This window comes from Polaribacter sp. Asnod6-C07 (assembly GCF_045063625.1).
Lineage (GTDB): Bacteria > Bacteroidota > Bacteroidia > Flavobacteriales > Flavobacteriaceae > Polaribacter > Polaribacter vadi_A.
The window spans coordinates 2,779,301-2,803,796 of record NZ_JBEFOF010000005.1; the positions used below are offsets into that span (position 1 = coordinate 2,779,301).

At 27.2% G+C, this 24,496-nt stretch carries 28 protein-coding genes; 20 read left to right on the top strand and 8 right to left on the bottom strand.

The annotated features are described in order from the left end of the window. Positions 1-126 precede the first annotated feature (126 nt). The 14 genes from pheT (at position 127) to hisIE (ending at position 13,868) form a co-directional block, all read left to right on the top strand. A complete protein-coding gene (gene pheT, locus ACJJVK_RS12025; RefSeq protein ID WP_405566240.1) occupies positions 127-2,553 on the top strand; it encodes a phenylalanine--tRNA ligase subunit beta in 2,427 nt (808 codons plus the stop codon). Between the two features lie 43 nt (positions 2,554-2,596). Then, entirely contained in the window at positions 2,597-3,628 is a 1,032-nt protein-coding gene (locus ACJJVK_RS12030) for a quinone-dependent dihydroorotate dehydrogenase (protein ID WP_405566242.1), read from the top strand. Positions 3,629-3,751: 123 nt separating this feature from the next. After that, positions 3,752-4,624, top strand: coding sequence for a glycosyltransferase family 10 domain-containing protein (locus tag ACJJVK_RS12035; protein WP_405566244.1), 873 nt, complete (start codon positions 3,752-3,754; stop codon positions 4,622-4,624). A gap of 20 nt (positions 4,625-4,644) precedes the next feature. Further along, positions 4,645-5,259 (top strand): LysE family translocator, encoded by a 615-nt coding sequence (locus ACJJVK_RS12040; protein ID WP_405566246.1) that lies wholly within the window; start codon positions 4,645-4,647, stop codon positions 5,257-5,259. Between the two features lie 324 nt (positions 5,260-5,583). After that, the gene (gene hisG, locus ACJJVK_RS12045; protein ID WP_215995067.1) at positions 5,584-6,441 is read left to right on the top strand and encodes an ATP phosphoribosyltransferase; all 858 of its coding nucleotides are present in this window, start codon (positions 5,584-5,586) and stop codon (positions 6,439-6,441) included. 111 nt (positions 6,442-6,552) lie between these two features. After that, positions 6,553-7,839, top strand: a complete 1,287-nt coding sequence (gene hisD / locus ACJJVK_RS12050) for a histidinol dehydrogenase (RefSeq protein ID WP_405566248.1) — start codon at positions 6,553-6,555, stop codon at positions 7,837-7,839. Positions 7,840-7,876: 37 nt separating this feature from the next. Then, positions 7,877-8,929, top strand: a complete 1,053-nt coding sequence (gene hisC / locus ACJJVK_RS12055) for a histidinol-phosphate transaminase (RefSeq protein WP_405566250.1) — start codon at positions 7,877-7,879, stop codon at positions 8,927-8,929. A gap of 2 nt (positions 8,930-8,931) precedes the next feature. Beyond that, positions 8,932-10,068: a bifunctional histidinol-phosphatase/imidazoleglycerol-phosphate dehydratase HisB gene (gene hisB / locus ACJJVK_RS12060; protein ID WP_405566252.1), complete on the top strand. Its 1,137-nt coding sequence runs from the start codon at positions 8,932-8,934 to the stop codon at positions 10,066-10,068. 54 nt (positions 10,069-10,122) lie between these two features. Beyond that, positions 10,123-10,704, top strand: coding sequence for an imidazole glycerol phosphate synthase subunit HisH (gene hisH, locus ACJJVK_RS12065; RefSeq protein ID WP_405566254.1), 582 nt, complete (start codon positions 10,123-10,125; stop codon positions 10,702-10,704). Between the two features lie 12 nt (positions 10,705-10,716). Further along, positions 10,717-11,232: a TlpA family protein disulfide reductase gene (locus tag ACJJVK_RS12070; RefSeq protein ID WP_405566255.1), complete on the top strand. Its 516-nt coding sequence runs from the start codon at positions 10,717-10,719 to the stop codon at positions 11,230-11,232. An 11-nt stretch (positions 11,233-11,243) separates the two neighbouring features. Continuing rightward, entirely contained in the window at positions 11,244-11,981 is a 738-nt protein-coding gene (hisA, locus tag ACJJVK_RS12075; protein ID WP_405566256.1) for a 1-(5-phosphoribosyl)-5-[(5-phosphoribosylamino)methylideneamino]imidazole-4-carboxamide isomerase, read from the top strand. Between the two features lie 65 nt (positions 11,982-12,046). After that, complete coding sequence (hisF, locus tag ACJJVK_RS12080; protein ID WP_405566257.1) at positions 12,047-12,802, top strand: imidazole glycerol phosphate synthase subunit HisF; 756 nt, start codon at positions 12,047-12,049, stop codon at positions 12,800-12,802. A gap of 5 nt (positions 12,803-12,807) precedes the next feature. Further along, the gene (locus tag ACJJVK_RS12085) at positions 12,808-13,269 is read left to right on the top strand and encodes a GNAT family N-acetyltransferase (RefSeq protein ID WP_405566258.1); all 462 of its coding nucleotides are present in this window, start codon (positions 12,808-12,810) and stop codon (positions 13,267-13,269) included. Next, positions 13,269-13,868, top strand: a complete 600-nt coding sequence (gene hisIE / locus ACJJVK_RS12090) for a bifunctional phosphoribosyl-AMP cyclohydrolase/phosphoribosyl-ATP diphosphatase HisIE (protein WP_405566259.1) — start codon at positions 13,269-13,271, stop codon at positions 13,866-13,868. Before ACJJVK_RS12085 ends, hisIE begins: the two co-directional genes overlap by 1 nt. Here the strand turns inward: hisIE and ACJJVK_RS12095 are convergent, their stop codons facing one another. Together ACJJVK_RS12095 and ACJJVK_RS12100 are read right to left on the bottom strand one after the other, a co-directional pair. Continuing rightward, complete coding sequence (locus tag ACJJVK_RS12095; RefSeq protein WP_405566260.1) at positions 13,869-14,360, bottom strand: hypothetical protein; 492 nt, start codon at positions 14,358-14,360, stop codon at positions 13,869-13,871. Positions 14,361-14,425: 65 nt separating this feature from the next. Beyond that, complete coding sequence (locus tag ACJJVK_RS12100) at positions 14,426-15,925, bottom strand: hypothetical protein (protein WP_405566262.1); 1,500 nt, start codon at positions 15,923-15,925, stop codon at positions 14,426-14,428. Between the two features lie 149 nt (positions 15,926-16,074). On the opposite strand from ACJJVK_RS12100, the gene yiaA reads away from it, so the two are divergent. From yiaA to ACJJVK_RS12115, 3 genes are all read left to right on the top strand, one after another. Beyond that, a complete protein-coding gene (gene yiaA, locus ACJJVK_RS12105; RefSeq protein WP_215995079.1) occupies positions 16,075-16,560 on the top strand; it encodes an inner membrane protein YiaA in 486 nt (161 codons plus the stop codon). Positions 16,561-16,642: 82 nt separating this feature from the next. Further along, positions 16,643-17,920: a DUF2157 domain-containing protein gene (locus ACJJVK_RS12110; RefSeq protein WP_405566263.1), complete on the top strand. Its 1,278-nt coding sequence runs from the start codon at positions 16,643-16,645 to the stop codon at positions 17,918-17,920. 10 nt (positions 17,921-17,930) lie between these two features. After that, a complete protein-coding gene (locus tag ACJJVK_RS12115; RefSeq protein WP_405566265.1) occupies positions 17,931-18,494 on the top strand; it encodes a GDYXXLXY domain-containing protein in 564 nt (187 codons plus the stop codon). A 10-nt stretch (positions 18,495-18,504) separates the two neighbouring features. Here ACJJVK_RS12115 and ACJJVK_RS12120 read toward each other — a convergent pair whose 3' ends face one another. From ACJJVK_RS12120 to ACJJVK_RS12140, 5 genes are all read right to left on the bottom strand, one after another. Beyond that, the gene (locus tag ACJJVK_RS12120; RefSeq protein ID WP_405566266.1) at positions 18,505-19,131 is read right to left on the bottom strand and encodes a TMEM175 family protein; all 627 of its coding nucleotides are present in this window, start codon (positions 19,129-19,131) and stop codon (positions 18,505-18,507) included. An 84-nt stretch (positions 19,132-19,215) separates the two neighbouring features. Continuing rightward, positions 19,216-19,491 carry a hypothetical protein gene (locus ACJJVK_RS12125; protein ID WP_405566268.1) on the bottom strand — a complete coding sequence of 92 codons (276 nt, stop codon included), beginning with the start codon at positions 19,489-19,491 and terminating at the stop codon, positions 19,216-19,218. Between the two features lie 6 nt (positions 19,492-19,497). Next, positions 19,498-19,653 carry a YqaE/Pmp3 family membrane protein gene (locus ACJJVK_RS12130; RefSeq protein WP_215995084.1) on the bottom strand — a complete coding sequence of 52 codons (156 nt, stop codon included), beginning with the start codon at positions 19,651-19,653 and terminating at the stop codon, positions 19,498-19,500. A 307-nt stretch (positions 19,654-19,960) separates the two neighbouring features. Then, a complete protein-coding gene (locus ACJJVK_RS12135) occupies positions 19,961-20,905 on the bottom strand; it encodes a DUF5694 domain-containing protein (protein WP_405566270.1) in 945 nt (314 codons plus the stop codon). Positions 20,906-20,998: 93 nt separating this feature from the next. Then, positions 20,999-21,793, bottom strand: coding sequence for a LytTR family DNA-binding domain-containing protein (locus ACJJVK_RS12140; RefSeq protein WP_405566272.1), 795 nt, complete (start codon positions 21,791-21,793; stop codon positions 20,999-21,001). A 118-nt stretch (positions 21,794-21,911) separates the two neighbouring features. On the opposite strand from ACJJVK_RS12140, the gene ACJJVK_RS12145 reads away from it, so the two are divergent. The 3 genes from ACJJVK_RS12145 to ACJJVK_RS12155 all read left to right on the top strand — a co-directional run bounded on the left by ACJJVK_RS12145 (position 21,912) and on the right by ACJJVK_RS12155 (position 23,536). Beyond that, positions 21,912-22,799 (top strand): EamA family transporter, encoded by an 888-nt coding sequence (locus tag ACJJVK_RS12145; protein ID WP_405568368.1) that lies wholly within the window; start codon positions 21,912-21,914, stop codon positions 22,797-22,799. 126 nt (positions 22,800-22,925) lie between these two features. Beyond that, entirely contained in the window at positions 22,926-23,129 is a 204-nt protein-coding gene (locus ACJJVK_RS12150) for a hypothetical protein (protein ID WP_215995087.1), read from the top strand. 203 nt (positions 23,130-23,332) lie between these two features. Next, the gene (locus tag ACJJVK_RS12155) at positions 23,333-23,536 is read left to right on the top strand and encodes a hypothetical protein (RefSeq protein ID WP_215995088.1); all 204 of its coding nucleotides are present in this window, start codon (positions 23,333-23,335) and stop codon (positions 23,534-23,536) included. Positions 23,537-23,601: 65 nt separating this feature from the next. On the opposite strand, the gene ACJJVK_RS12160 is transcribed toward ACJJVK_RS12155, so the two are convergent. Further along, a complete protein-coding gene (locus ACJJVK_RS12160; protein WP_405566273.1) occupies positions 23,602-24,495 on the bottom strand; it encodes a transglutaminase N-terminal domain-containing protein in 894 nt (297 codons plus the stop codon). Position 24,496 lies beyond the last annotated feature (1 nt).

Here is a 24,496-nt window from a genome sequence, read left to right on the forward strand (position 1 = left end):
TTTTTTAGAAAAAATGAAATTACAATAATTTGCGAACATTATTAAGGGCAAAATTATAATGAATATGTTTAATATAACCTTAAAATTGGTTAAATTCGCAGATTAAATATCATCATAAAAAAATAAATGAAAATATCGTATAATTGGTTACAGCAATTTTTAAAAGTTGATTGGGAAGCTGAAAAAACTGGTGAACTTTTAACGGATTTAGGTTTAGAAGTTGAAGGAATTGAAAAGATAGAATCTATTAAAGGTAGTTTAAAAGGAGTGGTTGTTGGTGAGGTCTTAACTTGTATTCAACACCCAAATGCAGATAGATTAAAAGTAACTACTGTTAATTTAGGCGATGAAAATCCTGTGCAAATTGTTTGTGGAGCACCAAATGTTGCGGCTGGTCAAAAAGTACCTGTAGCCACAATTGGTACTATTTTATATGATGAAAAAGGCGAAGGATTTAAAATTAAAAAAGGTAAAATTAGAGGAGAAGAAAGCCATGGAATGATTTGCGCTGAAGACGAATTAGGTCTTGGTAAAGGACATGATGGAATTCTAGTTTTAGAAGCTGATTTAAAACCAGGTACATCTGCTGCAGAAGTTTTTGATATTGAAACTGATTATGTTTTCGAAATTGGTTTAACACCAAATAGATCTGATGCTATGAGTCATTTTGGGGTAGCAAGAGATTTACGTGCTGGCTTATTACAAAATGATTTAAATTTAGAATTAATATCGCCATCTGTAAGTGATTTTCATGTAGATGAAAGAACATTACGTTATGATGTTGAAGTAGAGAATAAAGAATTAGTACCTCGTTATTGTGGTATTACTATTACTGATGTAGAGGTTAAAGACTCACCAGATTGGATTAAAAATAGATTAAAAGCAATTGGTATTACACCTAAAAATAATATAGTTGATATTACCAACTATGTTTTGCATGAATTAGGTCAGCCTTTACATGCTTTTGATGCCCAGAAAATTAAAGGTAATAAGATTATTGTTAAAACTTTAGAAGAGGGTACAAAATTTACAACACTAGATGAAGTAGAAAGAGAGCTTTCTGCAGATGATATTATGATTTGTGATACTGATGGAAATCCACTTTGTATTGGTGGTGTTTTTGGAGGTTTAAAATCTGGAGTTACAGAACATACAAATTCAATATTTTTAGAAAGTGCATATTTTAATCCTGTTTCTGTAAGAAAAACAGCAAAAAGACATGCTTTAAACACAGATGCATCTTTTCGTTTTGAAAGAGGAATTGATATTAATATGACAGAGTATGCTTTAAAAAGAGCAGCTTTGTTAATTGAAAAATATGCTAGTGGTAAATTGGCATCAGATATTTCTGATTTCTATCCTATTAAAATGGAAGATTTTCAAGTATTTCTTTCCTACGATAATGCTTATAGGTTAATTGGTCAAGAAATTCCGAAAGAAAAAATCAAGAACATTTTAGCTTCATTAGAAATTAAAATTAATAGTGAAACTGCAGGTGGTTTAGGACTAACAATACCATCTTATAGAACAGATGTTCAAAGAGAGGCAGATATTATAGAAGAGATTTTAAGAGTATATGGTTACAATAATATTGAGTTTTCATATAAATTAAATACTTCTATTTCTTTTGATTCTAATAATGATACAAAAGTAGAAAACATAGTTGCAAACCAGTTAAGTGCTTTAGGTTTTAACGAAACTATGGCTAATTCATTAACAAAACCTGAGTACAATTCTCTATCAGAAAGTATAAGTGATGATGCTAAAGTAATGATGTTAAATCCGTTAAGTAACGATTTAGCTGTAATGCGTCAATCAATGTTATTTAGTGGTTTAGAATCTGTATCTTATAATTTAAACCGAAAAAATACGGCTTTAAAGTTTTATGAATTTGGTAAAACTTACCATAAATATGGTGATAAATATCAAGAAGATAAGCATTTAACGCTTTTTGTTACAGGTAATAGAACAAAAGATTCTTGGCAATCAAACAATAACCCTTCAGATTTCTTTTATGTAAAAGGAGTAATAACTTCAGTTTTAGAAAGATTAGGGATTCAGAAATTAAAAGCTACTCCTGTTAAAAACGATGTTTTCTCAGAAGGTTTAGTTTTTAGTTTAGGTAAAATTAAAATTGCAGAATTTGGAGTTGTAAAAAGAAATGTTTTAAAAGAATTTGGTATAAAACAAGAGGTTTTATTTGCTGATTTTAATTGGGATAATGTTTTAAAATTCTCTGGTAATAAAAATGTTAAAGTTGCTAGTTTAACAAAGTTTCCTGCAGTAAAAAGAGATTTAGCATTATTGTTAAATTCTAAAACCGAATTTAAAGAGGTATATAATTTAGCATTTCAATCAGAAAGAAAACTCTTAAAAGAAGTAGATTTGTTTGATGTTTATGAAGGTGATAATTTACCAGAAGGTAAAAAATCTTACGCTGTTAGTTTTGTTTTACAAGACGAAACCAAAACTTTAGAAGACAAGCAGATTGATAAAATAATGCAAAAATTACAACAAAGTTTCGAGAAAAATTTAGAAGCTGTTTTAAGATAATTACAAAGCTCCTTTTTAGGAGCTTTTTTTATAAAAGTAAATTATGTACAAATTAATAATAAGACCATTTTTCTTCCTTTTTGACCCAGAAAAAATACATTATTTTACATTTTCTTTGGTTAAATTTTTATCTAAAATACCTTTAGTACCAAATCTTTTTAGAAACCTTTATCAAGTAAATGATAAAAAACTAGAACGTAATTTATTTGGATTAACATTTAAAAACCCAGTTGGTTTAGCAGCAGGTTTCGATAAAAATGCAGTTTTATATAATGAATTGGCAAATTTTGGTTTTGGTTTTATAGAAATAGGTACTGTAACACCTAAAGGCCAAGTTGGTAATCCTAAAAAAAGATTATTTCGTTTAAAAGACGATCAAGGAATTATCAATAGAATGGGGTTTAATAATGAAGGTTTAGCCATTGCAATTGAACAGTTAAAAAAGAATAAAGGCAAAGTAATTATTGGTGGTAATATTGGTAAAAACACCCAAACTTTACCAGAAAATTACACAGCAGATTATAAAGAATGTTTTAAAGGTTTACATCCTTATGTAGATTATTTTGTGTTGAATGTAAGTTGCCCAAATGTTGGTAGTCATGCAAAATTAAATGATAAAGATTATTTGGTTGAGTTAATTACAGAATGCCAGAAACTAAATAATTTAGAAGAAAAACAAAAGCCAATTTTATTAAAAATTGCACCAGATTTAAATGATGTTCAGCTTGATGAGATTATAGAGCTAGTTGCAGAGACAAAAATTGATGGTGTAATTGCTTCAAATACATCAACCAATAGAAGTAATTTAAAAGCTTCAGAAGCACGTTTAAAAGAGATTGGTAATGGTGGTGTAAGTGGCCAGCCAATAAAAAATCAAAGCACAAAAGTGATTAAATATTTGGCAGATAATTCTAATAAATCTTTTCCAATTATTGGAGTAGGAGGTATCCATTCAGAACAAGATGCTTTAGATAAATTAAATGCAGGTGCAGATTTGGTTCAGATTTATACAGGTTTTATTTACGAAGGTCCAAGCTTGGTAAAAAGAATTAATAAAGCAATTTTAAAAAAGTAGTTTTATAAAGATGATGTTATATTATTCAGTTTAATCTCAAAGAAATTGAATATTTATTTTTCCTTTGAACTTTAAAAAAATCAAAAAGAATTAAATTATTTTTTTTACTAAATTTATACTAAGATGAACTCTAAACCAGCAATAGGTCTTATTCCTTATGGAAAATTCCCAAACTTTGGACTTCGTAATATGTCTTTAGATGATTTACATTGGCCACTTGGTAGACCAGAAAGATTAAAGAATGGTGTTGTTGCAGATATGGAAAAAACAGACCATATTATAACAAACCCAAGAAAATCAGTTTTTTTATTCCCGCGTTTTGGAGTTAAAGCGAAACTATCAGTAATAATTTGTGAACCAGATATTATACATCAAAAATATATTAATCTATCTCATTATCTTAATTGGAGGTTTTATAAGATTCTTACAAAATCAGAAAAATTACTAGAGAGTATAAATAATGGAATTTTCTATATTTATGGAAGTACTTTTTTAAAGGATATAGATACAGTTAACACAAATAAAAAACACCTTATTTCACTTATTGCGTCAAATAAAAAGAATTTAATTGGTCATAAATTAAGACACGAAATTGTTGATTATTTACGAAATAATAATTCAGAAGCGCATATAATGGGGCGTGGTTATAAACCTTTTGATAATAAAGAAGATGGTTTAGCACCTTATAAATATTCTATTGTTATAGAAAATAATCAAGAATCAAATTATTTTACAGAAAAATTGATAGACTGTTTTCTGTGTGAAACAGTTCCTATTTATTGGGGAGCTCCTAATATTGAAAAATATTTTGATGCTAAAGGTATGATTATTTGTAATTCATCAGAAGATATTAAGAATGCTATAAAAAGTATTAGTAATGATGATTATGAGTTAAGATTAGAAGCGCTAAAAGCAAATAAAAAAGAGGCTTACAATTACATCGATTTTGAAAAGAAAGCAGCTACATTGATTAGTAATAGCTTGATAGAAAATTAAATATTAACCAATATTAAATAGTGTTAGAAACTCTTTTGTCTTTTGCTTTTGCAACATTTATACTAGCACTTTCTCCAGGTCCAGATAATATTTTTGTATTAACACAAAGTATTGTAAATGGCAGAAAATTTGGTTTAGCTACAGTTTTTGGCTTAATTTCTGGCTGTTTAGTACATACTTCTTTGTTGGCATTTGGAGTCTCTGCAATTATAAAAAAATCAGAAAATATATTTTTTGCAATTAAATTATTTGGTGCCATTTATTTACTGTATTTAGCTTACAAAGTATATAATTCTGATGCTAATATTATTCTTTCTAAAGATAATGTAGAACAAAAAACTACCACACAATTATTTAAACAAGGGTTTATTATGAATGTATTAAACCCTAAAGTATCTATTTTCTTTTTAGCATTTTTTCCAGGGTTTTTATTTTCAGAAAGTATTTCTACTGTAATTCAATTCTATGTTTTAGGTTTTGTATTTATGTTAGTTTCACTTGTAATTTTTTCTACAATTGCAATTTTAGCAGGTACAATTTCAGAAAAAATCAAAGAAAATCAAAAAATTGGTTTGTATTTAAAATGGATGCAAATTGTAGTTTTTGTGTTAATTGCTGTTTTTATATTTATTTAGGCTGATGTAATTAGGGAATTGTATTATCATTTTCGCTACTTTTTATTAAAAATCAAACAAAAAATCAAATCTTGATAAATATTATATTTAACTAAATTTTATAGTCACTTCATTTGGTTTTATCAAAATAAAATTTGAATATTTGTATAATTAATAAAGTAAATGAAATTTATTCAAAATCATCATCATCATTTTTACAATTGCTCTCAAGCGATTTAAAAATGTATTGAATAAAGTCAAGATATTTATAAACCTGTTTGAGCAAATCAAACAGGTTTTTTAATTTTAAAAATCAAATTTGCTCAAACCAAACTAAAAACAAAAATGAGTAACTTAAGAATTGCAGTACAAAAATCAGGTAGATTAAATGAAGATTCAATGAGAATCTTAAAAGACATTGGTATTTCTATCGATAATGGTAAAGATCAATTAAAAGCAGCTGCTAGAGATTTTCCTGTAGAGGTTTTTTATCTTAGAAATGGCGATATTCCTCAGTATTTAAAAGACGGAGTAGTAGATGCAGCCATAATTGGTGAGAACGTTTTAATCGAAAAAGGAAACGATATTCAGTTTGTAGAACGTTTAGGTTTTTCTAAATGTAAAGTTTCTATTGCTGTGCCAAAAGAATCAAATGCAAGTTCATTAAAAGATTTGGCAGGCAAACGAATTGCAACTTCATACCCAGAAACTGTAAAAAAGTTTTTAAAAGAACAAAACATTGATGCTCAATTGCATAAAATTAACGGTTCAGTAGAAATTGCACCCAATATTGGTTTAGCAGATGGTATTTGCGATATCGTTTCTAGTGGAAGTACACTATTTAAAAATGGTTTAAAAGAGATTGAGGTTTTATTAAAATCAGAAGCGGTTTTAGCAGTTTCACCTCAAATCAATGCAGAAAGAAAAGCAATTTTAGAGAAAATTCAATTTAGAATTCAATCTGTTTTAAAAGGTAGAAATTCAAAATATATCCTATTAAATGCACCTAATGATAATTTAGAAAGCATTCTAAAATTATTGCCAGGTATGAGAAGTCCAACTGTTTTGCCATTAGCAGAAAAAGGTTGGAGCTCAGTACACACTGTAATATCTAAAAATGAGTTTTGGGAAATTATAGACGAATTAAAAGCCAATGGAGCAGAAGGTATTTTAGTTTGTCCAATCGAAAAAATGGTGCTTTAATTTTTTTATTAGGGCGTTTTAACGGGCTTTACACTATATCTTTTTGTGAAAAACAAAAAGGATGTCGTTTCAATCCCTAACGCTTACGCAAGTTTATAAAGAGTAATTATTATGAAAATTATTAATAACCCATCAAAAGAAACTTGGTCTCAAATTTTAGAAAGACCAACAAAAACAGTTGATGATATAGAAGGTGTAGTAAATGAAGTTTTTGCTGATATTCAGAAAAATGGAGATAAAGCTGTACAGAAATATACAGCCAAATTCGATGGTATTTCTTTAGAAAACAATATTGTTACAGAAGCAGAAATTACAGAAGCTATAAATTTAGTTTCAGAAGATTTAAAAGCAGCTATTCAATTAGCCAAAGTAAATATTACTAATTTTCATAAAGCTCAAAAAACAGAAAAAGTTTTTGTAGAAACTGCAAACGGAGTAGAATGTTGGCAAGAAAAAAGACCAATTCAAAAAGTTGGTTTATATATTCCTGGAGGCACAGCACCTTTATTTTCAACAGTATTAATGTTGGCAGTTCCTGCTCAAATTGCAGGTTGTAAAGAAATTGTATTGTGCTCTCCACCAAATGCAGCAGGTAAAATAAATCCGGCAATTTTGTACACAGCAAATTTATGTGGCGTTACTAAAATTATAAAAGTTGGCGGAATTCAAGCCATAGCAGGTTTTACTTTTGGTACAGAAACTATACCACAAGTTTATAAAGTTTTTGGTCCAGGTAATCAGTATGTAACAGTGGCAAAACAGCTATCAACTAAATTTGGTGTAGCAATAGATATGCCTGCAGGACCAAGTGAGTTATTAGTAGTTGCAGACGATTCTGCAAATGCAAGTTTTGTTGCTTCAGATTTATTAAGTCAAGCAGAACATGGAGCAGATAGTCAAGTTATTTTAGTTTCAACATCAAAAGAATTAATTAATGAAGTTGAAATAGAAATTGAAAAACAATTAGCAGTATTACCAAGAATAGAAATTGCTGAAAAAGCAATTGCCAATTCTAAATCTATTTTTGTTGAAAATGATGAAATAGCTTTAGAATTAATTAATGAATATGGCCCAGAACATTTTATTGTTTGTACAAATAATAATGATTATTATATAGATAATATTGCAAATGCAGGCTCTGTTTTTATAGGTAATTACACTCCAGAAAGTGCAGGAGATTATGCCTCTGGAACAAACCATACATTACCAACAAACGGTTTTTCTAAAGCCTATTCAGGTGTAAATTTAGATAGTTTTACAAAAAGTATTACTTTTCAAAAAATATCTAAAACAGGAATTAAAAACATAGGAAACGCAATTGAATTAATGGCAGAAGCAGAAGGGTTACAGGCACATAAAAATGCAGTTTCTATTCGATTAAAAAATTTGCAAAAATAATTTGTAACTAAAACTCCTTTTTCGGAGTCTTTAAAGTATGAAAACAGACTTTAACATCAACAACCTAGTAAGAGAAAATATTAAATCTTTAAAACCATATTCATCTGCAAGAGACGAATATAAAGATCTAACCTATAATGATATGATTTTCTTGGATGCCAATGAAAATCCTTTCGAAAATGGTGTAAATCGTTATCCAGATCCGCAACAACTTGGTGTAAAAGATATTTTATCTGAAATTAAAGGAGTTGATGTAGAAAATATACTTTTAGGAAATGGTAGTGACGAAGTTTTGGATTTAATTTACAGAGCTTTTTGTGAACCAAAAGTAGATAATGTTATTACTTTACCACCAACTTATGGTATGTATTCTGTTTTAGCAGATTTAAACAACGTTGAAAATAAAAAGGTTTTATTGAGTACTGAATTTCAGCCAAATATTAAAGAAATTTTAAGTACAGTAAATAAAAATACTAAAATTCTATTTTTATGTTCACCCAATAACCCAACAGGCAATAGTTTTACAGAAAAATCAATACACGAATTACTAATAAAATTTAAAGGTTTAGTAGTTATTGATGAGGCTTATATCGATTTTTCAACCCAAAAAAGTTGGTTAAAAAAATTAGAGAAATTTCCTAATTTAATAATTACACAAACGTTGTCTAAAGCCTATGGTTTAGCAGGTATTCGTTTGGGTGTTTGTTATGCGTCTAAAGCAATTATTAAAATTTTAAACAATATAAAACCACCTTATAATGTAAATGAATTAACGCAACAAAGAGCAGTTAATCGTTTGCAAAAAATAGATGAAATTAATAACGAAGTTGCACAGCTAATTAGCGAAAGAAAACGTTTAAAACAAGAATTAGAAAGTAGTATAAGTTTTATAGAAAAAGTATACCCTTCAGATGGTAATTTTTTACTCCTTAAAGTAGATGATGCTAATAAGCGTTATAGACAATTAATAGAATATGGTGTAGTAATTAGAAATAGAACTACACAACCTTTATGCGAAAATTGCTTGCGAATTAGTGTTGGTATTTGCGAAGAAAATCAAAGATTAATCAGAGCTTTAAAATCATTATAATAATGAAAAAAGTATTATTTATAGATAGAGATGGAACTTTAGTTTTAGAACCACCTGTAGATTATCAATTAGATAGTTTAGAAAAATTAGAATATTACCCAAAAGTATTTCAATACATGGCAAAAATTGCCTCAGAATTAGATTACGAACTGGTAATGGTTACCAACCAAGATGGTTTAGGTACAGATTCTTTTCCAGAAGATACATTTTGGCCTGCACAGAATAAAGTAATTTCTGCATTCGAAAAAGAAGGTGTTATTTTTTCTGAAATATGTATTGATAAAACTTTTCCGCATGAAAACGCAGAAACTCGTAAACCAAGAACAGGTTTATTAACTAAATATTTTTCTAACGATTATGATTTAGAAAATTCTTTTGTTTTGGGTGATAGAATTACAGACATGGAGCTGGCTAAAAACCTTGGTGCAAAAGGTATTTATTTATCAGAAAATCCAGAATTAGGAGCAGATGAAATAGAAACTTCTAAACAAGAAATTTTAGATTGTATTGCTTTAACGTCTACAGATTGGGCAGCAATTTACGAGTTTTTAAAGCTAGAAGATAGAGTTTCTGAAATTACCAGAAATACCAACGAAACTAAAATTTACATTAAACTAAATTTAGACGGTTCTGGTAAAAATGACATTGATACAGGAGTTAAATTTTTCGATCACATGTTAGATCAAATTGGTAGACATGGAGCTATGGATTTAACTGTAAAAGTTGATGGTGATTTAGAGGTTGATGAACACCACACAATAGAAGATACTATGATTGCTTTAGGTGAATTATTTCACAAAGCATTAGGTAATAAATTAGGCATAGAACGTTATGGTTTTTGTTTGCCAATGGATGATTGTTTGGCGCAAGCAGCTGTTGATTTTGGTGGTAGACCTTGGCTAGTTTGGGATGCAGATTTTAAACGAGAAATGATTGGAGATATGCCAACAGAAATGTTTTTACATTTGTTTAAATCCTTTACAGATGGTGCAAAATGTAATTTAAACATTAAAGCAGAAGGTGATAATGAGCATCATAAAATAGAAGGAATTTTTAAAGCCTTTGCAAAAGCAATGAAAATGGCCGTAAAAAGAGATGCTAACAAAATGTTTTTACCATCAACAAAAGGAGTGTTATAAAATTGCCTTTAACTGTTAGCTTGTAGCTAATAGGTAAAAGCCAAAAGCTAAAAAATGAAATTAGTAATTATAAATTACGGAGCAGGAAACATAAAAAGCATTCAATTTGCCTTTAAACGTCTGGGGATTGATGCTGTTTTATCGAATAATATTGATGAAATAAAAGCTGCAGATAAAGTAATTTTCCCAGGAGTAGGAGAAGCAAGTTCTGCAATGAAAATGTTGCAAGAAAGTGGTTTAGATAAAGTGATTCCTACATTAACACAACCAGTTTTAGGTATTTGTTTAGGTATGCAGCTAATGTGTAACTCATCAGAAGAAGGAAATACAAAAGGATTAGGAATTTTTAATGTTGATGTTAAAAAGTTTTCGAATGCTGTAAAGGTTCCTCAAATGGGATGGAATGTAATTTACAACCTAGAGTCTGAATTGTTTGCTGGTATTAAAGAAAAAGAATTTATGTATTTGGTACATAGTTTTTACGCAGAAGAATGTAATGAATCTATTGCAACTACAGATTATGAAATCGAATATGCATCAGCATTAAAAAAGGATAATTTTTATGGAGTTCAATTTCATCCAGAGAAATCATCAAAATCAGGTGAACAAATTTTGAAAAACTTCTTGAACATTTAAATTACTATAGCTATGAAAAAACAAATTTTAATGTCTGTAATTGTATTTGGTTTTTTAATTACAGGTTATGCTCAAAATAATCCAGTTCCTGTACATTTAGAGGACAAGCCTTTTTCTAAGGAACTCTTAAGTTTTAAAGTAACTAGTTTAGAAGGTAAAGTAGTTTCTTTAGGTGAAATTTTGGAGTTACATAAAGGAAAAAAAATAGTGATTGATTTTTGGGCTTCTTGGTGTAGAGATTGCATTATTGATGTGCCTGCTGCTAAGAAATTAAAGCGAAAAACAAAAAATACAGACTTTGTTTATATTTCTTTGGATAAAGATATAGAACGTTGGAAAAGAGCTATAACTTATTGGAAAATAAAAGGAGATCATTATTACATAAAAGAGGGATGGGAAAATGAACTATCAAAATATGTAGATTTAGATTGGATACCAAGATATATAGTATTAGATGAAGCTGGAGTTATTAAATTACCTAAAGCTTTAAAAATATCAGATAAAGAAATTAAAGAAATCGTAGATTAAAGAAAAATTATATGCGAATTATACCAGCAATAGACATCATAGACGGAAAATGTGTTCGTTTAACAAAAGGGGATTATGATACCAAGAAAATTTATAACGAAAATCCGTTAGAAGTTGCTAAAGAATTTGAAGCTGCAGGAATCGAATATTTACACGTTGTAGATTTAGATGGTGCAAAAGCAAGCCAGATTATTAATTATAAAGTTTTAGAACAAATTGCCTCTAAAACCAATTTAAAAATTGATTTTGGTGGAGGATTAAAATCTGATAAAGATTTAGAAATTGCCTTTAATTCAGGCGCAAATCAAATTACGGGAGGAAGTATTGCTGTTAAAAATCCACAAATATTTGAAAGTTGGATTGCTAAATATGGTTCAGAGAAAATTATCTTAGGTGCCGATTTTTATCCTGATAATTCAGGAGGAAAAATTGCAACAAATGGTTGGCAAGAAGAAAGTTCTTTAGAGTTAATTCCTTTTATTACAGACTATCAGCAGAAAGGAATTCAGTATGTAATTTGTACAGATATTTCTAAAGATGGTATGTTACAAGGTCCAAGTTTTGATATTTATAAAGAGATTTTATCAGAAGTAAAACCTTTAAAATTAATTGCTTCTGGTGGAATATCTACTTTTGATGAAATTCCTAAACTAGCAGAAAATGGCTGTGAAGGAGTAATTATTGGTAAAGCGATTTATGAAAATAAAATCAGTTTAAAACAATTAGAGAATTTTATAATAAAAAAATAGTCATTTGCTTTTAGCAGTTTGCTATTTGCGAACAGCCAAAAGCCTAGAGCCAAAAGCTATAAAAAATGTTAACAAAAAGAATAGTACCTTGTTTAGATATTAAAAACGGAAGAACTGTAAAAGGTGTTAATTTCGTGAATTTAATAGATGCAGGAGATCCTGTGGTTTTAGCAAAACAATATGCAGATTTAGGTGCAGATGAATTGGTTTTTTTAGACATTGCAGCTACTTTAGAAAATAGAGGAACTACTTTAGATATGGTTTTAAAGGTTGCTGAGCAAGTAAATATTCCGTTTACAGTTGGTGGAGGAATATCTTCTGTAGCGCATGTAGATGCCTTATTAAAATGCGGTGCAGATAAGGTTTCTATAAATTCATCCGCAGTAAAAAGGCCAGAATTGGTAAGTGAATTGGCAGATAAATTTGGGAGTCAATGTGTGGTTGTTGCTATTGATGCAAAACAGATTGATGGAGAATGGTTTGTGCATTTAGCAGGAGGAACAATACCAACTGATATTAAATTATTTGATTGGGCAAAAGAAGTTGAAGAAAGAGGAGCAGGAGAAATTTTATTTACTTCTATGAATCACGATGGAACAAAAGCAGGTTTTGCAAATGAAGCTTTGGCACATTTATCAGAATTGCTAAACATACCAATTATTGCTTCTGGTGGAGCAGGAACAATTCAGCATTTTGCAGATACTTTTATTGATGGAAAATCTGATGCAGCTTTGGCAGCAAGCGTTTTTCATTTTGGTGAAATTCCGATTTTAGAATTAAAACAAGCATTAAAAGAACAAAATATTCCTGTTCGTTTATAATACAAATGGAGGGTTTAGAAATTATAGAATATAAGAATAAGTATCAAAAAGAATTCAGAGAACTTAATCTACATTGGCTTAAGAAATTTGAACTTTATGAAAAAGCTGATGATTATTTATTAGACAATCCTGAGGAATTTATAAAAAATGGAGCTACTATATTTTTGGCTCATTTAGATAATAATATTGTTGGTACTATATGTTTAAATCCTATAAATAACACAACTTATGAAATTTTAAAGTTTGCTGTTAGTGATGGATATAAGCGATTAGGAATAGGGAATAAATTATTGCAAATTGGTATTAATTTGTGCAAACAAAACAAAGCTGAAACAATTTTTTTAGAATCGAGTTCTAAATTACAAAATGCTTTAAAACTTTATGAAAAATATGGTTTTGAGCATGTAGAAGTTAAAGAAACTCATTTTGTTACAGCAGATATAAAAATGGAATTAAAATTAAAATAATGAATATAGATTTTAATAAAAATAACGATGGTTTAGTGCCAGCAATCATACAAGATGCAACAACTAAAAATGTGTTGATGTTGGGTTATATGAATGAAGAAGCTTTTGCAAAAACACAAGAAACTAAATTAGTTACTTTTTTTTCTAGAACTAAAGATAGACTTTGGACCAAAGGTGAAGAAAGTGGCAATGTTTTGAATTTAGTTGATATTAAACTTGATTGTGATAATGATACTTTATTAATTTTTGTAAATCCAAAAGGACCAACTTGCCATACAGGAACTGATACTTGTTGGAGTGGAGAAAACAACCAAAACTATGGTTTCTTTTCTACTTTAGAAGATGTTATAACAGAAAGAGTTGCAAACAAAGACACTAAAAAATCTTATGTAGCTAGTTTGTTTTCTAAAGGGATAAACAAAGTTGCCCAAAAAGTAGGAGAAGAAGCAGTAGAAACTGTAATTGAAGCTATGGATAATAATGACGAGTTGTTTTTATACGAATCTGCAGATTTATTATTTCATTATTTAATGTTGTTACAAGCAAAAGGATTTACCTTAAAAGATATTGAAGCAGAGTTAAAAGGCAGACATAAATAATTAGTTTATTGCTGTAAGAATTAAGGTTTGCATATAATTTCCTTTATCACCAGAAGCAAAAAGCATTCTGTTTTCCGTTAATTCTTGCAGTTCTAGAATCGTTAATCTAGATTGGAAACTGTTATTGAAAGATTCGCCTCTACTTACGTTTAAGAAAACACGACCTTCTGATTCGTTTATAGAATAGGTTAGTGTAGCTGCTTGTTCTGTTGGGTTATCAAAAAAACAGCTAACAGCGCCTAAATTGGCTTCAGCTTCATTATTGTCTTTGTAAAAAGTAAAAGTATCGTCTGTATAGCAATCATTATATTCGCTTAAAATATTCGAATCGTAATTACTATAAAAACGCTCTACTTGCCAAGTTTTAGTGCTGTTACCATCAATTTTTTGTAAATCGATGCTTGTAAAACCAGCCTCAATTTCATCATCTTTACTACAGCTAAATAATAATATTGACAGTATACTTAAAACAAATATTTTACTGATTTTCATTAGGCGAATTTTTAATTTATATTGTTTTAGTTAGTCAAAGATTATGCCACTTATAATAGTTGAAATTATTTTTTATTTATCAATTCTAATGTAACATCATAAACGTTTTGTTTCGTCATTTTTGCTTTTAACCAAGCAAAGAAGCTCATTATAAAAATATCTTCTTTTTTGTGATCTAACCAAGTAAAAGATTTCTCCACTTTTTGATGAAATTCTTCTGACGTAACAATTTCTGGATTCTTATAATAAGTTTCTATTAATTTTAAATAATTAATTACTTTTTCTTGATGTATGTTTTTTAAATACTCCTTGTAATTACGTTTAAAACTTAAAATTCTAGAGTCTACAACATCAATATTACCTAAATCTATTTGTAATAAAATTTCGATTAAATTCTTTTTTATTGTCCAGTCAAATCCTCCTTTATCAATATACCATTTGTCTGTGTGATAAAATTTTAAAAATAAACTTTGCGCTTTTTTTATTTCTTTTTTCTGTGCATAAAAAACGATTAACGATAAGTAAATGTCTAGTTGAGAAACAATGTCTAATTTTTTTTGATCTATAAAAGGTGTTAAAAGTTGTATGGCAAAATCTTGATTTCCAGAATAATTGTAATTTAAAGATACAAGTAATTGATGTTTTAGATAAAAGTCTTTATAATGTTTTTTTTTATTTTGATGCATATGTAGGTACATCAATTCTAAATATTCTAGAGATTGTTTAAACTTTTTATTTCTAAATAAAGTATTCGCAATTACATACAACACTTCTATGTGATAAAATAACTGTTTGTCTTTTGCCTTATGATTTTTTAAAATTTGATAAGTTTCTAATAAAAATGGTTCTATGCTCCAATACTCAAAATTTTGAATGGTAGAAATATTTGTAATTTTTATAATTTGATATAAAGATTTAAATGATAATTCATTAGAAATAGTAATTTGATTTTCTTTAAAAACGGTTTCTATTACAGATTTTAAATCAATAATTTTTTGTTGATGTTCAATTTCATTTAAAGTTTTTGTAATCTTAGCATAAGCAATGTTTAATCTTTCTTCTAATTGATGTTGCTGTTGATTTTCTTTAAATTTTAGAATGATTTCATCAATATCAATAGTTTTTAAATGATTTACATATTCAATTTTAGTGTGATATATTTCATTTAATATCGTATATAATTGATAATCGATAGCTATTAATTCTGCTTTATCTAAAATTTTATAACCTACTTTATATTGCCCTTTTTTTAAAAAAGATCTAGCAGAAATAATGTGTTTTATTAAAGAAATATCAATAGAGTTTTCTTCTTTTAAATTAATATTTGCTGTATAATCGATTAAAGATTTAAATAAACGTTTTCTTAAAGCGTGTAAAGCTACTTTGTTTTCTTTACTATATAGTTTTAAACAAATTTCTTTAGAAGAAAAGTTATCATCTATTAAAAGCTTAACTAACTGAATGTTTTTAGCATCTTTTCTTTTGTTCTTTTTATCTAGATAATAAATAAAATCTTGTTGTTTTTCTTCTGTAAATGAATTTAGTATTTGTTTTAAATCGATCATTATGTCGTCAGTAATTACTTAACTAAAATACAAAATAATTGATATTTATATTAAAATTTTAAATTTATATCGTCAGTAATTACTTAATTATGTTTTTACCAAGTTAAATTTCTAAACCAAATTTGCAATGTAATTATTAAACTAAAATTATGAATTATCAAACAACAGTTTCATCTAATGAAGAAACTAAAAAACAGAAAACAAAAAATAAATTAATTGCAGAAATGAATCAAAAACCAACATCTGCTTATGTAGGTGCAACTTGGGGTGTTGTTAGTATTGGGTTACTTTCTTATTGTATTGGTTTATGGAATGCAAGTATGCAACTCAATGAAAAAGGATATTACTTTGCTATTTTATTAATGGGGATTTATGCTGTAATTTCTTTGCAAAAAGCTGTAAGAGATAAAGCAGAAAGTTTAAAAGTGAGTGATATGTATTATAGTATAAGTTGGGTAGTTGTAATTGTTGCTTTGCTTTTATTAATCATTGGTCTAAGAAATGCAGATTTAACTTTGAGTGAAAAAGGTTTTTACGGAATCTCTTATTTATTAAGTCTTTTTGGGGCAATTACAGTACAGAAAAATGCAAGAGATATAGATTTTATTAAAACTAAAAAAGAACTAGAAGAGTAGTTAGTTTGATAATGGTTGTTAACCAAAACCTCATAAATTAAGGTTTATGAGGTTTAAAATTACTAACTTTAAAAAAAATATTATGAATTCTAAATTAATAAGAGAATTACAAACTCTAGTAAAGAACGAAGTAATTTCTATAGAAGTTGCAGATAAAATAGAAACGTATTACAATTCTAAATCTCCAAACCAAAGCAATAAACTTCTAACCATTTTTGGAGTTATTGGTAGCCTTTTGGTTGGTTTAGGAATTATATTGGTTTTGGCTCATAATTGGGATAATTTTTCTAAAATTACTAAAACAGTTCTTGCCTTTTTACCACTTCTAGTTGGACAAATAATTGTGGGTTATTCATTACTAAAGAAAAAATCTAAAACTTGGTTAGAATCGTCTGGAGTATTTTTGTTTTTTGCAGTTGGTAGTTCAATTTCATTAGTAAGTCAGATTTATAATATTCCTGGAAATTTAAGTTCTTTTTTATTGACTTGGATTTTACTTTGTGTACCGTTAATTTATCTATTAAAATCAAAAGCACTTTTTTTATTAATATTGGTTTTTGCTACAGTTTATAGTATTGATGTTGGCTATAATTTTTCTGGAATTAGAAAAGTTCCTTGGATGTATTTGTTGATTATCGCAATTCTTTTACCAAAGTATTTAATGCTTCTAAAAGATGAGGTTGTACAAAATTATACTTCACTTTTAAATTGGCTTTTTCCATTAAGTTTTATTATCGTTTTTGGTGCATTTATCAATTCAAATTTTTTGTTTGAATTAATTTTATACATCTTACTATTTGGATTACTTTATAACATTGGATTACTTAAAAAAAATAATAAAACAAGATTAGTTAAAAATGGATTTTTAGTTATTGGCTCAATAGGCTTAGTGATAACTTTATTATTAGCGAGTTCTAAAAGTTTTTGGTATAAAAATATAGATGTTTCTAATTTAGAAATTAAAGAAATATTAATTGTAATTATATTGGTATTAAGTACTGTTTTTGTGCTGCTTAAAAATAATTTCTTCAAAAATAAAGGGTATCAAAAACTATTTCAATCTGCATCAATAATAATGATTTTTATATTTATTGTTCATTATTTTGATGTTACTGTTGCTCTTAGCCTTATAAATTTTACAATTTTAGCTTTAGGAGTAACAACTATAAAAAAAGGAGTAGATACAATCAATTTTACTTTATTAAACTACGGATTGTTAATTATTACAGCATTAATAATAACTCGTTTTTTTGATACAAATATGTCTTTTGTTGTACGTGGTTTGTTATTTATTTTAGTAGGTGTTGGTTTCTTTTCTACTAACTATTTATTGGCAAAAAAAATAAAAAAGAATGCTTAAATTTTATCGAATGAAATCAAAAAAAATAATTTTTATACTTTTTTTATTGGTAGCAATATTGCAATTATTAGCGCCAACAAAAATGATTTACGATCAAGAAAATACACTAAAAAATGGTAAAGCTCTTAAGTTTTTAACAGAACCAATAGATCCTAATGATCCTTTTAGAGGTAAATATATCAGAATGAATTATGATATAAATTCATTTAATACTAAAGATACAATTTGGGAAAGAAAACAAGAAATTTATGTTTATTTAAACGATAGTTTAGGATTTGCTACTTTAAAAACTGTTAGCAAAACAAAATTAGAAATTGATAATAATTATGTGAAAGCTGAGGTAAGTTGGTATGATAATTACAATAATAAATTAAGATTTAATTTACCTTTTGATCGTTTTTATATGGAAGAATCTAAGGCAAAACCAGCAGAAGATTTGGTAAGGATAAATAATAGAAGAGATAGTTTAAAAACAAATATTACGTTTGCTATGGTTTATTTAAATGATGATAAATTTGTCTTAGAAAATGTTTTTATAAATGATGTTTCAATTAAATATTTAGTGGGTAAATAAGTTGTAAGGCTTATATATTTCTTTCTTTCATCAATTTTTTCTTGAAGTATTTGGTTATAAAAATTTCACTTATAAATAAGAAAATAAATAAAAATCTAGAAAACATAGGTAAAGTAAAAGCCAAACAACCTGCTATAACCCAAACTAAAAATCCGTTTAAAGCTCTTAATTTATAATATTTACCTAAAGTAGCTGAAATACCAGTTAAACCTTTTTCTTTTTTAATGATATAAAAATTCATTAAAACGTTAAAAAGCCCAATAGCAGAAAGATTAAAACAGTAAAAAGCAAATGGACCATTGTAAGAAAAGCCTTTTACATAGAAAGCTGTAGAAAAGGGGAGAAGTACAATAAAAAATAGTAGCATTATATTTAGCCATAATAACTTACTATTAATGCTAGAAACATATTTTATAATACGTAAATGAGAAACCCAATAAATAGCAGTTACCATAAAACTAACTACTAAGCCAATAAAACTTGGTATTCTATTTCTTAGAATTAATAAAGTATCTCCTGTTTTTAATTCTTTATAGCTTGGTATAACAACTTCTAGCACTAATAAAGTAATTGCTATAGAAAAAACAGCATCACTAAAACTTATTACTCTGGCTTTGTCAAAAGTTTCGTTTTTCATTATAAATAATCTATACTTTCAAATATAGTATTTTAAAAATGTTATTTAAAAAAGGGATAGAATTTTATTACGTTATTTTTTAAATTAGTCAACACTATCAATTTCTAAACTCTCATTATCATCACTACCTAAACTATAAAGTTGATTTTCTTCATCTTTTAAACTTTTTTTAGATGTTTTAATTAATGATTTTCTACCTGGTACATCTAAATCTTTACCTTCAAAATCGGTATCATTTACTTTGTTTTTTAGTAGCTCATCATCACTATTGTCATTTCTTAAATTCCCAGATTTATCACCTAAAGTTTTTAAATCTTCTTTTGTAATTTCTGGATTGTATTTTGTGTTTTTTGTGTTCATATTTTTTTATTTACTGTTAACATAAAATGCGTGTATTACTCCTGGTAACCAACCTAAAATGGTTAATAAAACATTTATTACAAATTCTTTACCTAAACCATGTTTTAAAAGTACTGCTACAGGTGGTAATAAAATGCTTAATATTATTGTTAAAATTGACATGTTTTTGTTTGTTTTTAATTGATATACAAAACTAAATTTTAATCTAATTTTAGATTACCTTAAAAGATATAAGTTTTAACTCATTACCTATTTTAATATTTTAAAATATTAATTAATAGTTGTTTAACTTAATTCATGAAAGTTAATGCTTACATTAAAATGAACTTAAAAAATAAGAGTGATGGAAATTATTATAAAAAAATGAGAGAAAAAAAGCAACAAAATTCATAATTATAAATAGTTGTATATAAAAACTAACGCTCACATTTTATGTGAGCGTTTTCTAATTAAAAGTAAAATAGAAAGTTTAATACTCATTCATTAGAATTACTGTTAAGTTTGGGTAGTTTGTTTTCAATTCTTTTTCTAAGCCAATAACATGTGCTGCACCCACAATAACTAAATTTCTTTTTTTGTTTGATGTTAAAACTTGTTCTGCAATATTTTTAGCCATTCTCATGTTTCTCTCATTCCAATATTTTCTACCTTCTTTACAGCCTTCAGTATCTTCTAAAACATAGCTAAAAGAACTCATTTTATGCAATCTGTTTAAAGATTTTCTTTTATTTACATGTTTACCTAAACCTCTGAAAATAGCAGGTAAAATGGCTGAATTGTAATCTTTTTTATTCAATTTGGAATTTTCTGAATTATTTCCATTTTTAACACCTTCTTTAGAGCACTTGCTCCAAGCTTTATGATAGAGACCATTACTCTGCTGATCATCCATATTTGTAACTTTTAAATTTTGATGAATTGCCAATTTAAAGGTTAAATCTCCATCTTCATGTCTTGTTGGGTTTTTAGCACCTTTTAAGCCATAAGTTTTTAAATATTTCAATAAATCATAATTACCATTATCTCTTTTGTATGTGTAAGCGTTTATTAGATAATCAATTTCATTTTCATTTATATCATTTAAATTTTTGTTTGCTAAAGTTTTAAATTTATCAGTATTAAACAGAAAAGTATCTTTAATATTTTTAGATGATTTATAAAATTGAATATAATTTTTAGACCATCCATCTTTTAAATAATTCCAAGATATAGAATCATTTGCCATTGGCGATTCTACATAAATTGCTTCAGGATTGTATTTTTTTGCAAAACGTAACATGGGTTTATAACTGTGTTTTACAATTTTTGGGACTGTGTGCATTGTACCAATAATTACAACTTCTTGTTGTTCTTGAGCTGATAAATTAAAATTTAAAACGAATAATAAGGTAAATAGAGTAACTAGATTTTTCATAATGATGTTTTTATTGATTAAACTTTCTGATACAAAACTAGAAAGGAATCGTTTAAAAACTCAGTATTATAAAGCAATTGGGGCGAAAAGTAGTTATTCTGTGGTAGAATTAAGAGCCACTTTTACATCATTTTGATAGGTTCTTGAAACTGGCACTTCTATGTGGTGAAATAACAATACAAACAATTTGCTTTTTTCTGTTTTCCATTGTAAAAAGTGAAAAGGATTAATTAAATAAGAACGATGAGTTCTTAAAAGTGATGGAAATTCATCTGCAACAACAGACAGTTTATTTCTAATTATACTTTTTTTAATTTCATTATTTGAGATGTAAAAAACTTCTATATAGTTGTCTGAAGATTTTATACAAATAATATCATTCAAAAATAAGCGCAAACCTTCATAATTACCTTCTCCTTTTATTTCTATCTTTTTTGCTTCAGTTTGTTTGTTTTTATATTTTCCAAAAGCAAAACGACCAATAAATACAATTGGTAAAATTGTAGTTAATGCTGGTAAAATTATTGCAGTTAAATGATATGTAAATGTATAAGGGTTTCTATCTGGTTTAACTATATATAAATAAAAAAATCTCGCAGCTACAATTGCAATTAAAACAAACAATAAAAAGAAAAATAATTCAGTTTTTAAATACCAATTCTTGTTGTTTTTGATGTATAGGTAATTTTGAAGAGGTAAAAAAATAGCATAACAAACAGCACCTAATAAACCATATAAAGGCAAATAAATTAATTTTTCTACACTTTTAAATTCATTTATATCTACAGGTTCAGAAAAGTATAGAAATATAAATATCCAAAAAGCCAAACCTAAAGCAATTATAAAATGATGCTTTAATGAAGAGTCAAAAGGGTATTTTTTGTTCAACAAATCTTTTATTGTAATGGTATAAAATTCAAATATACTTATATTATAAACATTCTTGTAAATTAAATGCTTTGGATGATTATTAATAGTATTTTTGATAAACTAAAATTTTTATGTCCTGAAAAATTCTAAAGTATTAATAGTTTTATCGTTTATCTCTATTTACATCATTTGGGGGTCAACTTATTTATTTAATAAAGTAGCTGTTACAGAATTACCTCCTTTTTTTTTGGCGTCAATTCGATTTTCTGTGGCAGGTTTTTTTATGATTTTAATGGCAATTTTATTAAAACAACCTTTAAAAATTTCTAAAAAACAATTTTTAAATTCTATAATAGCTTCATTTTTCTTTTTAGTGTATGGTAATGGAGTTTTTGTTTGGGCTTTACGATATGTAGATAGCGGTTTTGGAGCTCTATTAGCTTCTACACAACCGCTATTTGTGCTTTTTTTATTAAGGTTGATAGATAGAAAACCACTACAAAAAAAATCGTTGATTGGTGTTGCTTTGGGTATGTTTGGGATGTATTTATTAGTTAGCCAAAAAGAACTAGTAACATCCGAAGATACATTGTTGGGAGTTTTTATGATGTTAACTTGTGTGCTTAGCTGGAGTTTTGGTAGTGTTTTTGTTTCTAAAGCCAATTTACCTAAAAGTTTTATGGTTTCTACTGGCTACCAAATGTTAGCCGCTAGTTTTATACTTTTTTTATTAAGCATAAGTACTAATGAAAGCTGGAGTTCTCCTTTAAGTTGGAGTAGAGAGGTTCAATTATCAATGTTATTATTAATTGTTTTTGGTGGTATTATTGCTTTTACAGCTTTTAATTATTTGTTAAAAGTGGTTTCTCCAGAAAAGGTATCTACATCTGCTTACGTAAACCCTGTAATAGCTCTTTTTATGGGATGGTATTTTTTAGATGAAAAATTAACTCCTCAGTCTATTATTGCTTCATCAATATTACTAACAGGAGTTTACTTTATAACATCTAGAAAAAGGAAATAAATTATAGTTACATTCTATTTTATTTGCGAAAAATGCATGAATACCTATGTGTTAATGTTTTACAAATTTTTAACATTTTAAATGAAAAAAAAGTATATATTTGTTTAACCTTAAAAATTAACCCCTATGTCACACTTAAACCTAACTGCTACAGAGCAGTCTGTACTTAATGCAGTACAAGAAGAACACCTAACTAGTTTCGAAATTCTTAAAAAAGTTGAAAACGTATCTTTAATATTATCTTTATATAATATTTTAGATAGACTTAACAGTAAAGGTGTATTAAAAAGTTACATGAAACAAAACAGAAAGTATCATTACGCTGCTTAAACGTTTTGCTTATATGTGAAAAAAACGTTAGTTAAGTTTAATTTTAAACTTAACTAACGTTTTTTTTATAAATGATCTTTTAGCTTTTTACAGTTCATCTATTAAAAAGGGTTGTATAAATGATAAATAATTACGTTTATCTAATTTTTTTAATTTCATGGTAAATCTTGTGTATTTTTACACTATCCTTAAAAATAAACGCAATGGAATTACATAATTTAACAGAACAACAATTATCAGTTTTACAAGTTATACAAAACGAACCTCTAACTAGTTTTCAAATTTTAAAAAGAGTTGAAAATGTTTCTATGATTTTATCTTTATATAATATTATGGATGAGTTAAAAAGTAAAGGAGCGCTTAAGAGTTATATTGTAGAAGATGTGAAATATCATATTGCTTGCTAATACATATAAAAATTTTAAGCTTAAAAATAATTATTAAAAAATGATTTTTTTTAAGCTTTTTAAATTTATAAAATTGCAGGTCTAATATCTACAGAAACATCCATTATACTTTTTCCTGATCCATAAATAACTCCTTTTAAAGGAGGTACATCATAATAATCTCTACCATAAGAAATTACTATGTGTTGATTTTTAGGTATTTGATCATTTGTAGGGTCAAAATCTACCCAGCCAAATTCTGGTATAAATACAGAAAACCAAGCATGAGATGCATCTGTACCAACCAATTTTTCTTTTCCAGGAGGAGGTAAAGTTTCTATATAACCACTTACATATCTTGCTGGTAAGCCAATAGAACGTACACATGCAATTGCTAATTGTGCAAAATCTTGGCAAACTCCTTTTTTTGCCTCCATAACTTCTTGAATAGGTGTGGCTATTGTACTAAAATTACTGTCAAATTTAAATTCTGTAAATATTCTTTTCATTAATTCATTAGCAGCATCAAAAACAGAACGATCTTTTTTAAAAGATACTTTAGCATAATCTTTAATGGTAGATGAAATATTTTTTATTAACACAGAGTCTAATAAAAATTGTTTAGCTTCTATGATTTCTGGTGTTAATGAGTTTAATTTAGATAATGCTGTTTCTAGTGTTATAGCTTTGCAAGCTTCTGAATTTATATCGTTTTTTTGTAGTTCATAAGATCTATTTACTTTGCTTTTTGCAGTAACAATAAGTTCTTTATGTTGTTTTTCAATAGAAAAATGCGTTACAGAATTACCAAAAAAATCGATATTTTCATTAATTACAGTTGGTTTTGGTTCTATTTCTAAATCGTATTCTAGTAATTCTTGACCAGCAAAAAGTTTAGGTTTTAGAATAGCCAAATTATGACAATAAGTTACATTATTATCATATTTATAAATCGTTTGATGTATGATAGAAAAAATCATA